Here is a 15,191-nt window from a genome sequence, read left to right as displayed (position 1 = left end):
AATGTAGGATTTACCTAATTCTCTTGTTTTATGTAAAGAAAGGAAAAATTGTTTCCATAAAGAGATTTAAGGGGGAAAAGACCGCTGTCTCACGAGAAGCGGTCTCACGAAGAACTGTTGTCTTCGTGCCTGCGATAAGGCATTCCTGTTCTTAGTACTCCTTTTGTTTCAATGCCGCCAAGCCCCTTTTCCCTTGTCAGGGTATTGCGCAGCACATCCCAGACGTTGATTCGTTCTGAAAATGGCGTAAAACTGATTTTGGCTACAATATAAACAGGGTCAAGCGCATGAATATTCACTCTTGACGGGGAACTGGCAAAATTGGCTCCCGCTCTTATAATCGACTCAAAATGCGACTGGCACGCACCGGCAAAAATGACCAGCTGATCTAGATGCGGCACCGCTTTCCGCGCATTTCTGACGGTCTGAACAAAGTGCTTTGAATGGCGGTACGCATTCAGGTCATTGATCGGCCCTTTATGCTTTGAATAAGCATCATGGCCCGTTATGACCAGAATGTTCGGCCGGTATTCTTCAATCAGCTCCGCCACAACATTTTCCATTTCCGTTTCTTTCACGTGAACGCCAAAAACAGGAACGCCCACCCGTTCGTAAAGCGACAGGCACTTCTGCAAGTAAGTCGGATCTCCGTCCAGGTGAAGAACCTTTCCCGGAAGATGAAAAAACTCCTCATTATGGCTGTAGTTTGCTGTTGCCTGGTACTCCCTTTTTTCCTGCAGCAGCCGGTAATCCTGTTTCAGCAGATAGAGAGACTGCTCAAGCTTTTCTTTTTCGTGCACTTTCCTCTCCATGCGCTCGCGGTCATCGATCACCGCTAAATCATCGCAGAGAGCATCAGCGATCAGACGTACTTCTTCTCCGTATAAAATAGCAGCCCAATTGCCGTCTTCTGTCTGCTTCAGGTCTATGACCCTGAACAGGACATCGCACTGATACGATTTGCGGGCTACAATATCACCTATTTTAACTTGCATGTTCTTCACTCCAAATGACCGATTCGCTGAAACATTCCCATACAGGACACTGCACAGACCAAGAGAGGACTCGCTGTGCCCGATCCGTAAACATCAGTGTGCTTAGAACTCCTTTTCTAGCCTATGACATTTCAGCAAAAGTGTGATAATTTGGAAGCTTCCTTCCTTCAGTCCGCAGCATATACACAGAAAAACCCTGCAGCCTAATGGACTGCAGGGTTCACCTTGCCGTTATTCCTTAAATTCCTCAATGAGCTGATCACTGAGCAAAGCAAATTCTTCGATAGAAAGCGTTTCTCCCCGCCTTCTGCCGTCGATGCCGGCCTTCTCAAGGGCCTCTTCAATGGCAGCTTTCTTTTCTTTTCCGTTTTGGAGGGAGTGCTGCAAATTGTTGAGCAGGGTTTTTCTCCTTTGAGCAAAGCTTCCTCTGACCACTTTAAAGAAAAACGACTCATCTTTCACCGTTACTTTCGCTTCGTTTCGGAGCAGAAGCCTGATGATGGCCGAGTCCACGTTCGGCTGCGGCATGAAGACTGTTCTTGGGACTGTCATGACGGTTTTGGCCTCTGTGTAGTACTGCACTGCTATAGAAAGGGATCCGTAGTCTTTAGAAGACGGAGACGCCTCAATTCTGTCTGCAACCTCTTTTTGGAGCATAACAACGATTCCTTTTAAAGGAATCTGATCTTCAAGCAGCTTCATAATGATCGGAGTCGTCACGTAGTAAGGAAGATTAGCAACGACCATGACTTCCTTGCAGTCTTTAAACTGATCAATCATGACCGCTTTGACATCAGCCTGCAGGACATCCTGGTGAATGACAGAAACGTTATCATAAGGAGACAGAGTATCCTCTAAAATCGGGATCAGCCGCTGGTCAATCTCAAAGGCAACAACTTTCTTGGCCCGCTTTGCCAGCTGTTCTGTCAGTGCCCCTATTCCGGGGCCAATTTCAATAACACCCGTTTCTTCCGTTACCCCTGCATGGTCAACAATTCTTGTCAGGACATTCGGATCGATCAGAAAGTTCTGCCCAAGACTCTTTTTAAATGAAAAGCCGTACTTTTCTAAAATGGCCTTCGTGCGGACCGGTGTTGCAATATCTTTAATCATTCTGCTGCTCCTCCCGAACAATCTCCTCAATAGCTTGTGCAAAAGCTTCTCTTGTTATCTTGAACATATGAAGTCTTTTTTCAAGCTGCTTGCCGTTTGTGTAACCTATTTTCAAAAGCACGCCAAGTCTTTCTCTCCGGTCCTTTGCTTTTGGACCTCCGATTAGACCCGCTGTGAGCAAATCGCTTTTAAGAATGACAGGATCAGTATCCGCCATTTCTTCTTTAACATCCTTCAGAGCGTTCCTGATGGCCTCTTTTGAAGCATGCTCTACGCCTATGCCCCTGCCGTTTTTCGGACGTGCATCCGGCTTTGCCAAAAAGGCATGCTTGCAGCCGGGAACCTGTTCGGCAACCAGCTTGCGGATTTTTTCACCAGGAAAGTCAGGGTCTGTAAAAATAATAACTCCCCGCGTCTCCTGTGCAAGACGGATCTGCTCAATGACCGCATCTCCGACCGCAGAGCCGTTCGTCTCAATTGTGTCGGCGTCAACAGACCGTTTGATGGCCGTCGTATCGTCTCTGCCTTCCACTACAATAATTTCTTTGATTTTCATATTTTCCTCCAAAAAAGGTGAAACTTTTATGAGTAGTCAAACGTCTAATTTATAAATAGCGCTTTGTGCTTCGCTGTCCGGTTAAAACGTAATTGTACCCCATTCAAACACAAAAAGACAGAGGGACTTACATCCCCCTGCCGTCATATAATCAGTTCAGTACTCTTATTTTAACGGTCTTTCTTCCCCAGCGGTAGGCTGCTCCCTTGTCAGAGAAGAATACATCAATCTTTTTCCCTTTAATTGCGCCGCCTGTATCAGAGGCAACGGCATACCCGTAGCCTTCAACATACACTTTTGTGCCAAGCGGAATCACGCTCGGATCAACAGCAATAACCTTGGCGTTTGGATTTGCTCTCAAATCCACGCCTGTAGCCGTTGTACCTGAACATCCATTGCAGTGTGCTGTGTATGCGGTTGATGTTACATAAAACTCCTTGGATACAGAATCATTAGACCTTGACACTGTTTCCGGTTTGCTTGCAGCCGGTTTAGGCGCAGCTTTTGTGCCAAGTGCCACTACACGATCCTGACTTTCTTTTACAGTCTCTTCTTTGATCAGCTTTCTAGACACTTCTTTTCCATTTTCAAGCATAACTTCAAAATGTTTCGCAACTTTGCCTTCTGAACCAGGTTTAATAACTTCCTGTTTTCCTTTAGGAATGTCTTGGTCATTCTTTGTTACAACTGAAAACGCAACTGGTTCTTCCACTACATCGGTGACTTTTTCTACGCGTGTGACGATTACGGCATCATTTGCACTCAATGTTTCATGAATTTGGGGTTCAACCTTATCAAGTTCATTTACCTGTACTTTTTGGTCTTTCAAAAAGTCAGCGACAGTAGTCGAAGTTGACCATACTTGTTGTTTTTTATCTCCAACTGTTAGTGTAATCTGTATGGCTTTCTCAATGTTGAGCTTAAGATTATCTGAGATCTTTGTATCTTTTGAAGCATTCATCTTATCGTTCTTGTTAATCTTTATTTTCTGTTCCTTCAAAAATTCTTCTACGGTTTTGGCTGTTGTCCTTATTGTCCTTTTCTCATCATCCACAGTTACGTGTACAGGTTTCGAAGCCTCAAAAACAACGTTCAGGTTGTTTTTGATTTCAGCATCGCCTTCCGGTGATACGTTATCTTCTTTTTTTCTATCTATGTTCAAATCTTGGAGTAATTCATCTACTGTACGTGCATGTGTCCTGAGCTTCTCGCTTTTGCCGTTCATCGTGACAGTTACGGTGTTCTTCGTCGCTTCAAATGTAGCGAACGCGGTACCCGTAGCTAAAACGACTAAACTGACAATCGCGAGGACAATCTTGTTCATGCTTAGTCTTTCGGATAACAGCTTTTTCATAAGATTTATCACTATGAAAAACGCCTCCTTCTCCTCCGAGGATTATATAGAGTAACGATCTTGCTGTCAACCCTCACCCACTTTTTTCATTTTTTTCTAATCGTAAACACTATTATGCTAAAAAAAGATCAAAAAGTGAAGAATTTCTTGTCGACAAATATATCCTATGAGGAAAAGAAGACAGGTAGAACTTCATATTTCTATTGAGTTTTTGGACAGGCTCCCGCAAAAAATGACAAAATCTCTTAGCGAGAAATGCCGAAAATTCTTTTTGCATTGTCGGACGTTTGTTTTACAAAATCCGCGTAATCCATGCCGCGAATCTCCGCAATCTGCTCCGCTACATACTTTACATAGCTTGGTTCATTTCGTTTCCCTCTAAACGGATGAGGTGTCAAATAAGGACAATCCGTTTCAATTAAAAGTCTTTCCATTGGAATTTCAGCTGCGACCTCTTTTGGCTTTTTGGCATTTTTAAAAGTGACAGGCCCGCCGAATGAAATGTAGAAATTCATCTCCATGCACTGTCTTGCCACTTCAAGGCTTCCTGTAAAGCAGTGCATGATCCCGCCTACTTCGCTCGCCCCTTCTTCCTGAAGAATCTCCACCACATCTGCTGTTGCATCCCTGTTATGGATAATAATCGGCAGATTTACTTCCTTTGCGAGGGCAATCTGCTTTCTGAATACCTCTTTTTGAACATCCTTTGGTGATTTGTCCCAATAATAGTCAAGGCCCATTTCCCCTATAGCAACTACTTTAGGATGAGACGCAAGCTCTTTAATCCATTCTAAATCTGCATTCGTCATATCAATCGCATCAACTGGATGCCAGCCGACTGCTGCATAAATAAAGTCGTATGCTTCAGCAAGTTCAATCGCTTTTGTAATCGTTTCTGTATCAAAGCCAACGACAACAGTATGGGTCACGCCTTCATGGAGCGCCCTTTCAATCACTTCTTCAAGGTCATCCTGATACTGGATGGCGTTCAAGTGTGCATGTGTATCAAATAACATCTTTCGACATCCTTTCACCGCGATTTGAAACAGAAAAAAAGAGGCGTTATCCCCGATTGTTACACGTGAAACACCTCTTTTTTTCTCTTTTTTATTTAATAATTGTACCATTCGGGAGACTTGAATCGACAGTAGCAAGCGACAAGTTTCCTTCTCCGCCGCCTGCAAGGATCATTCCTTGTGACAGCTCTCCGCGAAGCTTAACCGGTTTAAGATTTGTAATGCAGATGACTTTCTTCCCTACAAGCTGGTCAGGCTGATAGCTTTTGGCAATCCCTGATACTACTTGTCTTTTTTCTGAGCCAAGATCAAGCTGCAGCTTGAGCAGACGGTCTGCTTTTTTTACAGGTTCTGCATGGATGACTTCAGCAACACGCATTTCAACCTTCATAAACTCATCAAACGTAATTTCCGGTGCTGTTTCTGCTTTTTCTTCTTTCTTAGCTTCTTCAGCTGGTGCAGGAGCCGTACCCTGCATCTGTTCTTTAATGTAGGCAACCTCTTCTTCAACCTCTAAACGGGGGAAGATTGGAACTCCTTTGGCAACCTTTACCTGAGGGATGCTGCCGAATGAGGACAGGCTGTCCCATTCCTTCAGGGAAGCATCCGAAATGCCAAGCTGTTCGAACATCTTTTCAGGTGTTTTGGTCAAAAACGGCTTCAGCAAAATGGCAGAGATGCGGAGCGACTCAGCTAAATGCACCATCACCGAACCTAATTTACTGCGGTTTTCCTCGTCTTTTGCAAGAACCCATGGCTGTGTTTCATCAATGTATTTATTTGTTCTGCTGATAAATTGCCATAGTGCATTAAGAGCAATCGAGAATTCCATCTTTTCCATCGCTTCTTCATACTTCTTGATCGTTTCCCCGCTGAATGCAGCAAGCGTACCGTCAAATTCTGTTTGCTCACCCGTGTAGGCAGGAATTTCGCCGTCAAAGTATTTCTGAATCATGGCAACCGTTCTGTTCAGCAGGTTCCCCAAGTCATTGGCAAGGTCATAGTTCACTCTTTCAATAAATCCTTCCGGAGTGAAAACACCGTCAGAGCCAAAAGGCACTTCTCTCAGCAGATAGTAGCGGAGAGCATCGAGGCCGTAGCGGTCAATAAGCGTGACCGGATCCACAACATTGCCTTTTGATTTGGACATTTTGCCGTCTTTCATCAGCAGCCAGCCGTGTGCGAACACTTTCTTTGGCAGAGGCAAATCAAGAGCCATCAGCATGATCGGCCAGTAAATCGTATGGAAGCGGACAATTTCCTTTCCGACGAGGTGCACATCCGCCGGCCAGTATTTCCGGTACTTTTCATCATTTTCAGTTCCGTATCCAAGAGCTGTTATATAGTTGGAAAGAGCGTCAATCCATACATAAATGACGTGCTTCGGATCACCTGGAACCTTTACTCCCCAGTCAAATGTCGTACGGGAAACAGCAAGATCCTCAAGTCCGGGCTTAATGAAATTGTTGATCATTTCATTTTTGCGTGATTCAGGCTGAATGAATTCCGGGTTTTCTTGGTAGTACGCAAGAAGACGGTCTGCATATTTGCTCATTTTAAAGAAATAGGACTCTTCCTTTACTTTTTCAACAGGTCGCCCGCAGTCAGGACAGTTGCCGTTTTCAAGCTGTCGTTCTGTAAAGAAGGACTCACATGGCGTACAGTACCATCCTTCGTATTGATCAAGATAGATATCGCCCTGCTCAAGCAGCTGTGCAAATACTTTCTCTACTATTTCTTTATGGCGGTCCTGAGTCGTACGGATAAAATCGTCGTAAGAAATGTCGAGCTTGCTCCACAGATCTTTAATTCCGCTGACAATGTCATCGACATACTTTTGCGGAGTGACGCCGATTTCTTCTGCTTTCCGCTGAATCTTCTGTCCGTGCTCATCTGTTCCCGTCAAATACATGACGTCGAATCCGCGCATGCGTTTATAGCGGGCCATTGCATCCCCGGCAACGGTTGTATAGGCATGTCCAATATGCAGCTTTCCGCTTGGATAATAAATTGGTGTTGTAAGGTAGAACGATTTTCTCTGATCTTCCATCGGTTTCCCTCCCGGTAATGGTGACTGTCTCTAGGATAGAGATAAGAAAAGCGCAAGCGTCTGTTGCCGGCAATGCGCATCTATATATTCTTATTTCTGGAAAAAGCCCCCGCCCAATGGACGAGAGCGATTATCCTTAATAGATTTCCAATCGAATTATACTCTTTATGATACCATCTTAGCCTTTAATATCAAGAAAATATACCTCCTATGGACAAAAAAACAGAGGCCCCCATGAATAGTATGAGTGGCATAATTATGCCAAATGTTTCCTAATGAATAATTTTTGTTGATTCTTGTCGAACAATCGTTATAATATAGTTAACAATATTTTGAATTAATACTATTCTATGTATAATTATATATTCCCTTTTATGCGTTTATTTTCCTTTTTTGACGGGTATATATCTTAATACCGCTAAGGCTGTAGGGGTTCACGAAAATTTCACTTGTTTTCGCAGCCTATTGAATAGTTTCTGATTGACGTTTATTGGAAACACTGTTATGCTTATGAAGATGAAGATTTTGTCGAATTATGACGAAGTTTAAGAAAAAACACATATAGAACCTTTATTATTGGGAGGAGAACAAATATGAAATCTACAGGTATTGTACGTAAAGTTGACGAGCTTGGCCGAGTGGTAATTCCGATCGAATTGCGCCGCACACTTGGAATCGCTGAAAAAGACGCTCTTGAAATCTACGTGGATGATGAAAGAATTATCCTTAAAAAATATAAACCAAACATGACTTGCGCTGTAACTGGCGAAGTATCTGACGATAACTTCACTCTTGGCAACGGAAAATTAGTTCTGAGCCGCGAAGGTGCAGAGCAGATCCTTAAAGAAATCCAAAGCAACTTAGTGAAGTAATAACGAAAGACCTGGCGGAAATCCGCCAGGTCTTTTTTTATCCTATTCAACGTGATAAGACTGATACACATCTCTCTTCGGAACATTCCGCTCCTTTGAAACCTGTTTGATTGCCTCTTTCGATGATATTCCCTCGTTCACATAATGGGCAACATGCTCATAAAGCGACAGCGAATCCCACCACTCTTCATCTGCAGGGATGTTGTTTAGATCTTGTCCTTCCACAATCAGACAGAACTCTCCGCGGATCTGGTTTTCCTCTGCCCACTTTACTGCTTCTGGTATTGTCCCCCTGATGAATTCTTCAAATCGTTTTGTGAGCTCTCTTGAAAGACAGATTCGGCGTTCTCCCAGAATCTCCCCCATTGCAGCAAGTGTTTCTTTAAGCCTGTGAGGAGATTCATAAAAAATCATGGTTTCCGTCCGGTTTGCTAAAGCTTCCAGCTGTTTTTTCTTTTCTTTTTTTTGCCTGTCCAAAAAACCGAAAAAGTAAAAGGGCTGGGGAGTTATGCCTGATGCCACAAGTGCAGTAAGTGCTGCATTTGCTCCTGGAAGAGGAATAACCTTTCCGCCTTCAGCAAGAATATCCTCCACAAGCTTGCTTCCAGGGTCCGAGATAATCGGCATGCCCGCATCGCTGACAAGCGCTACATTTTTCCCCTGTTTCATCAGTTCCAGAATTTTAAAGCCGCTTGATTCTTTATTATGTTCATGATAGCTGATCAGCTGTGTGCCAATCTCAAAATGATTGCAGAGTTTTTTAGACTCCCGTGTGTCCTCTGCTGCAATCACATCCACTTCTTTTAAAATGGAAACGGCGCGGAAGGTCATATCCTCCAGATTGCCGATCGGCGTTGGCACAAGGTAGAGCGAGCCCCACTCTGTGTCCCTGTTAAAGCTTTTCTGTTCCTGCATCTTCATCATCCTCTCCCTGCCAGAAATCCCAAGCTGTAAAGCGTTCAGGATCAGCAAGAAACTCTTCCTTCTTTTTCCTCGTCAGCTGTTTAAAAGCATATTCCGCCCTCATCGCCGGTCTTTTTGAGGAAAATGGCTTAGCATAAAGGAGCTTTACAGGCCCCCTCGCCCGTGTATACTTGGCACCCTTTCCGGCATTATGCTTTTCCAGGCGGGCGGCGAGATCATTCGTATAGCCTGCATAGTAACTGCCGTCCCTGCACTGGAGCACATAGAAAAAATGAGTGCTAGTGCTTTCCATACAGGATCTCTTTCACTTCATCTGTATATTCATTGTTCTGATCATAAACAAAAAGCGGAGGAAGAATCTTCAGATCCGGCTGTCCGCCTTTAATTCCTTCTATCAGCAGGGTATTTGCCTCTTTTCCCTGCTTAGGATAAACGAGCTGAATCCGTTTCGGCTCGATTTTGTATTTTTTCATAAGCTCTGTAATCTCAATCAGTCTTCCCGGCCGGTGAACAAAGGCAATCTTTGCCCCCATTCGGGCAAGCTTGCTGGTCGCGCAAATAACATCCTCAAGCGTGCAGAGAATTTCATGCCGCGCAATCGCTAAATGCTCATTCTGATTTTGTTCATCCTTCTTCGGCGTTTTAAAATATGGAGGGTTGCACGTGATCACATCAAATTTTCCATGGCCAAGTACGCCAGGCATATCCTTTAAATCACCGTGAATCATCTTGATTTGATTCTGGAGGTTGTTATAGGCAATGCTTTTTTCAGCCATTTGAAAAAGCCGCTCCTGAATTTCAACTCCAGTAATATCTGCTTTAGATCTTGTCGAAAGCAGCAGCGGAATAACCGCGTTCCCGGAGCATAAATCAAGCACCTTCCCTTTTTGAATCGGCATATAAGCAAATTTGGAAAGAAGAACCGCATCTAAACTGAAGGCAAAAACAGACGGACTCTGCACAATCCTTAAATCCTCAGCCAGAAGGTAATCCAAACGCTCATCTCCTGTTAAATCGACCATTGTAAAATCCTTTCTTTCTATATAAATATGGAAAAAATATTATGTTTCAGACCTTAAAAAAAGCTTCCCCTCGCAGGAAAGCCCGGTTATTTCTTATTAAGAAAGGAAAGACAGAACAAACAGTCTCCGTCTTTGCGGACACTTCCATAGTGAACATTGCATATATGGAAACCTTCCTGATAGAGGCGGGCCAGATTATCATAGCCCTCTCCAATGTCCACAATCTTTGAATCCATTCCCTGTTTATCTGTATGCTGTTTCATCTGCTTCTTTTGATCTGCTGCAGCTGCTGTTGCATTCAGGCGTCTGCGGAGGTTATCATTTTCAATCTGAAGATGATGATTCTCCTCAAGCAGGCCGCCAAGGTGATGCTTCAGCTCTCCAAGCTGTCTGTACAGGGAACCGATTTGTTCTTCCATGCTGCTTACAGATTCAAAGATTTCTTTTTTATCCACTTGTTCCACCTCATCAATCTGTGGATTTCATTGGAACAGCGCCTTCTTTCATTAATTCTTCCCAAGTAAATTCAACCACGCGGTCTTTTTCTGAAAGTTCAACCTGCAAAACCCGTTCCAATATATTTAACCCGACTACTTTTCCTGTGCCTATCGGCGTGCCGATTGACTCACCGATATCAGGAAGCTGTTCTTTGGCAGATTCATATTCATCATTTTCATATTTCAGGCAGCACATAAGCCTTCCGCACAAGCCTGAGATTTTTGTTGGATTGAGCGAAAGGTTCTGATCTTTTGCCATCTTAATGGAAACCGGTTCAAAATCCCCAAGGAATGTGGAGCAGCAAAGCATTCTGCCGCAGGGTCCGATGCCTCCAAGCATCTTCGCCTCATCCCTGACGCCAATCTGGCGGAGTTCAATGCGCGTTTTGAAAATAGCCGCAAGATCTTTTACAAGCTCCCTGAAGTCGACGCGGCCGTCTGCTGTGAAATAAAAAATAACCTTGTTCCGGTCAAATGTATACTCAACATCTACAAGCTTCATATCAAGCCGGTGCTCTGTCACTTTATGCTGACAGACCTCATACGCCTCTTTAGCTGCATGATGGTTTTCATCTACGATCAGGCGGTCTTTTGCATCAGCCACCCTCAGCACTTTTTTCAGAGGAAGAACGATGTCATTCTCTCCAACCTGCTTTTTATGAATGACGACTTTGCCGAACTCGACGCCTCTTACTGTTTCGACAATCACAAAATCTTCGTTTTCTATTTGAAGCCCATTAGGGTCGAAATAATATATTTTACCCGCTTTTTTAAAGCGGACACCCACTACATCGTACAATTCTATCCCTCCTGCAAAGATAAAACCAATTGCTCCATCAGTAATTGTGGACTCACATTCATCTGGAGTCTTTTTTTTGCTTCTAATATAGAAGTGATTTTTTCAAGGATCTTTTGTCTGGATACTTGAATGGCATGCTGTTCTAACTGTGGAAGCAGATCTTGATAGATAACATGATCTGTATTGCCTATTTGGATGGAAAGAATGTCTTTATATACATATAAAAGCAAGTCAAAAGCCATGTCCTGCTGTTCTTTTTCAGCGAAAAAAGGCACCCATTGCGTTTGAACCTGGACGAACGCCTGTCCATTTCGCTTAAAGATCACTTCATACAATTTTATCACTACAAGTCTGGCCTGTGCAAACCAATCATCTCGACTTAATTCGAGCGCTTTTTCAGAACTGTTGGTCATTCTTGCAGCGAGTCTTGCATAATTAGCAGGCACATCCTGCTTTAGCAGCTCTTTTTCAATGGCTGAAACGGGAAGAGGCATGAAAGTCAGCGTCTGGCATCTTGAGAGAATAGTGTTCAGCATCTGATGCACTTGTTCAGTCAAAAGTATGGCCATCGTGTCTGCGTTTGGCTCCTCCAGGAATTTAAGCAGGCTGTTTGCGGCATTTGCCGTCATTTTATCAGCGTGGGAGATGATATACAGCTTTTTGTGTGATTCTACCCCTGTTTTTGTAAACTCTTCCTGAAGACTTTGAATCTGCCATTTTTTTATCGAAAGTCCATCCGGCTCCACCAGATGCAAATCTGGATGGTTTCCTGAATGGATGCGCTTGCAGTTTCTGCATGTCTCACACGGCTTATGTCCGTCCGGTTTTTCGCAAAAATAGCTTCTGGCGAGAAGAAGACTGACTTCCTTTTTCCCGGTCCCTTTTTTCCCTTCAAAAAGGTACGCGTGAGCAAGGCGGTTCTTCTCAAAGCTGTTTCCAAGAAGTTTAAGGACTCTGGGCTGGTACTCTTCTAAATCATTCCACGTGCTCATCGTCATTTCTATCACTCTTTACGTATAAAGGTTCATTAAAAGGCCTTTAATTTCGCCTATTTTTGCCAGTATGTCAATGGAGGACTGCTCCTCCTGAAGCAAAGCCTCTGTCAGCTCTATCAGCTGCCGGTCAATTTCCAATACGGTTGTATGATTTCTGCTGCTGCCGGTGAAATCGAAACTTGAGGACTGTTTCAGCTGCAGTCCGTATTCTACAGCTTCTTTCATCATCCGCTTTACAAGGGATTTGTACCGCGCAAGGTCCCTCATATTGCGGGACTTGGCTACACGGCGTCCGGCTTCCTCCACACTTGCAAGCATTCCGTTCAGCTGATGCAGATGCAGCTTCGTCTCCTGTTTGTGCACGAGATCTGAAAACGGCCGGCTTGCACCAGACGGCGAAGGGCCTGCATTTCGTTTATCCGGCGCTGTACGGAGCTCCTGATTAATTTTCATATCGTCACCTTAAAAATGGTGAAACTGTTCAATCGGAAGAACAAACACAGTCGCTCCGCCGACCTCTACTTCAACAGGATAAGGGACATAGGAATCCGCGTTTCCTCCCATTGGAGAGACGGGTGCCACCAGCTGTTCTCTAGACTGGCAATTTTCCCTGATGACAGACAATGCCTTCTCAACCCGGGCATCTTCTGTCCCAATCATGAACGTTGTGTTTCCGGATTTTAAGAAACCGCCTGTTGATGCAAGCTTTGTCGCTCTGAAATTATGTTCAACCAATGCACTCGACAGCTTATTGCTGTCCTGGTCCTGTACAACCGCAATGATCATTTTCATCATTATGCCTCCTTATAGTTTAACAGCTATCTTTCTATAAAGCATTGTTTCATTTATGGTAATTGTATTCCCATTATATCAGCGTTCACTTTAAATAAGGAATTAAAACTTCCATTACGTCCCTGCACACATCTTCAAGACTCTGATCGGCGTTGATCACTTTGATCCGGTCCGGAAATCTTTCTATCGTTTGTTTATACCCTTCTTGAACCTTCTCATGAAAATCCATCTTCTCAAGATCAATCCGGTTTACTTCACGGCCGTCATTGCCGCTGATCCTCATCAAACCGCGTTCAGGAGCGATATCAAAGTAAATCGTGAGATCGGGCATGACCCCGTCAATGGCAAACAGGTTGATAGAGTATACCTCTTCTGTGCCAATTCCGCGCGCATATCCCTGATAAGCAAGAGAACTGTCAATAAAACGGTCGCAAATGATCAGCTTTCCTTCATTTAATGCCGGAATGACTTTTTCGACCATATGCTGTCTTCTCGCTGCTGCATAAAGCAGCGCTTCTGTTCGGGCATCCATTTCCGTATTTTCTTTATTTAAAATCACTTCACGGATTTGTTCGGCAATCCGGATTCCCCCGGGTTCTCTTGTGAAAACAGCCTGGATGCCTTTTTGTTCAAACTCCTCACGGATCTTTTGCAGAACAGTCGTTTTCCCTGCACCCTCCGGCCCTTCAAATGTAATAAACGTCCCTTTCAATACAATCACCTTTTCTGTATATAAACAGCAAGCTGTCCGTCTTTCAGTGCCTGTCCGCCCTGAAAGCGGGCTTTGCATGCCATTAATGTTCTGATCTGCCTCACATGCTCCTCCGTAATGACTTCCCCTTCCATTAAAAGAGGAATACCCGGCGGGTACGGAATAACAGCCTCACCGCTTAACAGCCCGGCTGCATCCTCAAACGATGCGACTTCTTTACTATACCCATTTAATTCCCCGTACGATAGGGGAAGCATACTGATTTTTTGATTTTCTTCCTTATATAATAAAGGCTCAAATGGAATACTGCCCTCACCGCTATTATCAGAAGAAAAGAGGAATGAATCTGCCTGATTGCTGCTGAGGGGCAAAACAAGGAGAACATTTTGGATATCTGCAAGCTCAGTGAAGACTCCCTGTTTTTCAAGGCGGCGCTGAAGCTCAAACCCTGAAAGCCCGGCTGCAGACCTGATTGCCAGTTTTAAAGGATCGATGATTGCACGTTTATCTGTTGTCGTGACAATTTCAACCTCCTTGTTCGCCTCCACGCTCTTTTTAAAGACATCGACAGCGCGCAGGATTGCATCCGCCTCTTTTGACAAAATGAGATTCTCTATATACTCTCTGGCCAAATCAAGCGAAGCCATAATGGGATAAGAAGGACTGCTGCTTTGAAAAACAGACAGATAGTAAGACAGACGCTCTCGATCAATCAGCCCGCCATTCACATGGAGGAATGAACCCATTGTCATTGCAGGAAGCGTTTTATGCGCGGACTGAACAACAGCATCAGCCCCTGCTTTAATTGAAGAAGCAGGGAATGGCAGACCGGGAACAAAATGAGCGCCATGAGCTTCATCCACAAGAACAGGAATTCCTTCACTGTGAGCAAGTTCCACCGCTCCTCTGAGGTCTGCAGTGATACCGTAGTAATTCGGATTTGTCAAAATGAGTGCCTTTGCCTCAGGGTACCTCCTTACGGCTTCTGAAACCGTCTCAATCTCCACGTAAGAAGGAACACCGTACGCTTCATCCATCTTAGGGGAAAGGAATACCGGCTTTGCACCGGAGAGCCTGATGGCATGAATGATCGACTTATGGCTGTTGCGCTGAACCAAAACAGGCTTTCCCGGCTCACAGCACGCCATGATCATCGCCAAATTCCCGGAAGTTGACCCGTTCACAAGGAAAAATGTTTCATCTGCCTGATACAGCTCAGCAGCCAGCCTCTGCGCCTCCAATATAGGGCCGCTTGGATCATGAAGGTCATCAAGTCCCGTGATCTCCGTTGCATCAAGCCTGAGAACGCTCCTGAAATCTCCTGCAGCCTCCTCCGGAAAAACCTTTCCATACTTATGCCCCGGCACATGAAACGAAACCGGATTTTGAAGCTCATGCTTCTTTAATGCTTCATACAGTGGTGCTGCCATCTAACCAAACCGTCCTTTATTATGTCTTATGGCCATTATATCAATAGAAGCCCGCCAAAAAAAG

The 15,191-nt window shown here is 44.3% G+C and carries 17 protein-coding genes; 1 reads left to right on the top strand and 16 read right to left on the bottom strand.

Translation table 11 applies throughout. The features are described 5' to 3' along the window. Positions 1–104: 104 nt before the first annotated feature. From yabG to metG, 6 genes are all read right to left on the bottom strand, one after another. On the bottom strand, positions 105–995 hold the full coding sequence (yabG, locus tag ACK1LH_RS00305; protein ID WP_029286045.1) for a sporulation peptidase YabG: 891 nt from the start codon (positions 993–995) through the stop codon (positions 105–107). A gap of 231 nt (positions 996–1,226) precedes the next feature. Beyond that, positions 1,227–2,108: a 16S rRNA (adenine(1518)-N(6)/adenine(1519)-N(6))-dimethyltransferase RsmA gene (gene rsmA, locus ACK1LH_RS00300; protein ID WP_411334265.1), complete on the bottom strand. Its 882-nt coding sequence runs from the start codon at positions 2,106–2,108 to the stop codon at positions 1,227–1,229. Beyond that, complete coding sequence (gene rnmV / locus ACK1LH_RS00295) at positions 2,101–2,664, bottom strand: ribonuclease M5 (RefSeq protein ID WP_029286041.1); 564 nt, start codon at positions 2,662–2,664, stop codon at positions 2,101–2,103. Before rnmV ends, rsmA begins: the two co-directional genes overlap by 8 nt. Before the next feature lie 151 nt (positions 2,665–2,815). Next, positions 2,816–4,030, bottom strand: coding sequence for a ubiquitin-like domain-containing protein (locus ACK1LH_RS00290; protein ID WP_411334264.1), 1,215 nt, complete (start codon positions 4,028–4,030; stop codon positions 2,816–2,818). 233 nt (positions 4,031–4,263) lie between these two features. After that, positions 4,264–5,034 (bottom strand): TatD family hydrolase, encoded by a 771-nt coding sequence (locus ACK1LH_RS00285; RefSeq protein WP_411334263.1) that lies wholly within the window; start codon positions 5,032–5,034, stop codon positions 4,264–4,266. Between the two features lie 91 nt (positions 5,035–5,125). After that, positions 5,126–7,084 (bottom strand): methionine--tRNA ligase, encoded by a 1,959-nt coding sequence (gene metG, locus ACK1LH_RS00280; RefSeq protein WP_411334262.1) that lies wholly within the window; start codon positions 7,082–7,084, stop codon positions 5,126–5,128. Positions 7,085–7,677: 593 nt separating this feature from the next. On the opposite strand from metG, the gene ACK1LH_RS00275 reads away from it, so the two are divergent. Continuing rightward, the gene (locus ACK1LH_RS00275; protein ID WP_029286033.1) at positions 7,678–7,956 is read left to right on the top strand and encodes an AbrB/MazE/SpoVT family DNA-binding domain-containing protein; all 279 of its coding nucleotides are present in this window, start codon (positions 7,678–7,680) and stop codon (positions 7,954–7,956) included. Between the two features lie 42 nt (positions 7,957–7,998). Here the strand turns inward: ACK1LH_RS00275 and rsmI are convergent, their stop codons facing one another. From rsmI to ACK1LH_RS00225, 10 genes are all read right to left on the bottom strand, one after another. Further along, on the bottom strand, positions 7,999–8,877 hold the full coding sequence (rsmI, locus tag ACK1LH_RS00270; protein ID WP_282035242.1) for a 16S rRNA (cytidine(1402)-2'-O)-methyltransferase: 879 nt from the start codon (positions 8,875–8,877) through the stop codon (positions 7,999–8,001). Further along, the gene (locus ACK1LH_RS00265) at positions 8,849–9,172 is read right to left on the bottom strand and encodes a GIY-YIG nuclease family protein (protein WP_081414209.1); all 324 of its coding nucleotides are present in this window, start codon (positions 9,170–9,172) and stop codon (positions 8,849–8,851) included. Before ACK1LH_RS00265 ends, rsmI begins: the two co-directional genes overlap by 29 nt. Then, positions 9,159–9,902, bottom strand: a complete 744-nt coding sequence (locus tag ACK1LH_RS00260; protein ID WP_342827135.1) for a tRNA1(Val) (adenine(37)-N6)-methyltransferase — start codon at positions 9,900–9,902, stop codon at positions 9,159–9,161. Before ACK1LH_RS00260 ends, ACK1LH_RS00265 begins: the two co-directional genes overlap by 14 nt. A gap of 86 nt (positions 9,903–9,988) precedes the next feature. Next, the gene (yabA, locus tag ACK1LH_RS00255) at positions 9,989–10,357 is read right to left on the bottom strand and encodes a DNA replication initiation control protein YabA (RefSeq protein ID WP_029286025.1); all 369 of its coding nucleotides are present in this window, start codon (positions 10,355–10,357) and stop codon (positions 9,989–9,991) included. Between the two features lie 13 nt (positions 10,358–10,370). Further along, entirely contained in the window at positions 10,371–11,198 is an 828-nt protein-coding gene (locus ACK1LH_RS00250) for a stage 0 sporulation family protein (protein ID WP_029286024.1), read from the bottom strand. A gap of 2 nt (positions 11,199–11,200) precedes the next feature. Next, positions 11,201–12,190, bottom strand: a complete 990-nt coding sequence (gene holB / locus ACK1LH_RS00245; RefSeq protein WP_406818056.1) for a DNA polymerase III subunit delta' — start codon at positions 12,188–12,190, stop codon at positions 11,201–11,203. An 18-nt stretch (positions 12,191–12,208) separates the two neighbouring features. Then, positions 12,209–12,646 carry a YaaR family protein gene (locus tag ACK1LH_RS00240; protein ID WP_029566228.1) on the bottom strand — a complete coding sequence of 146 codons (438 nt, stop codon included), beginning with the start codon at positions 12,644–12,646 and terminating at the stop codon, positions 12,209–12,211. A 9-nt stretch (positions 12,647–12,655) separates the two neighbouring features. Next, the gene (locus tag ACK1LH_RS00235) at positions 12,656–12,985 is read right to left on the bottom strand and encodes a cyclic-di-AMP receptor (protein WP_029286018.1); all 330 of its coding nucleotides are present in this window, start codon (positions 12,983–12,985) and stop codon (positions 12,656–12,658) included. Positions 12,986–13,070: 85 nt separating this feature from the next. Further along, positions 13,071–13,697, bottom strand: a complete 627-nt coding sequence (gene tmk, locus ACK1LH_RS00230; RefSeq protein ID WP_029566227.1) for a dTMP kinase — start codon at positions 13,695–13,697, stop codon at positions 13,071–13,073. 5 nt (positions 13,698–13,702) lie between these two features. After that, positions 13,703–15,127, bottom strand: coding sequence for an aminotransferase class I/II-fold pyridoxal phosphate-dependent enzyme (locus ACK1LH_RS00225; RefSeq protein WP_411334261.1), 1,425 nt, complete (start codon positions 15,125–15,127; stop codon positions 13,703–13,705). Between the last annotated feature and the right edge of the window lie 64 nt (positions 15,128–15,191).

This window comes from Metabacillus indicus, assembly GCF_046603695.1.
GTDB classification, from domain to species: domain Bacteria; phylum Bacillota; class Bacilli; order Bacillales; family Bacillaceae; genus Bacillus_P; species Bacillus_P indicus.
The sequence above is the reverse complement of the archived record's forward strand: the minus strand, read 5'-3'. Positions and strand labels throughout refer to the sequence as shown.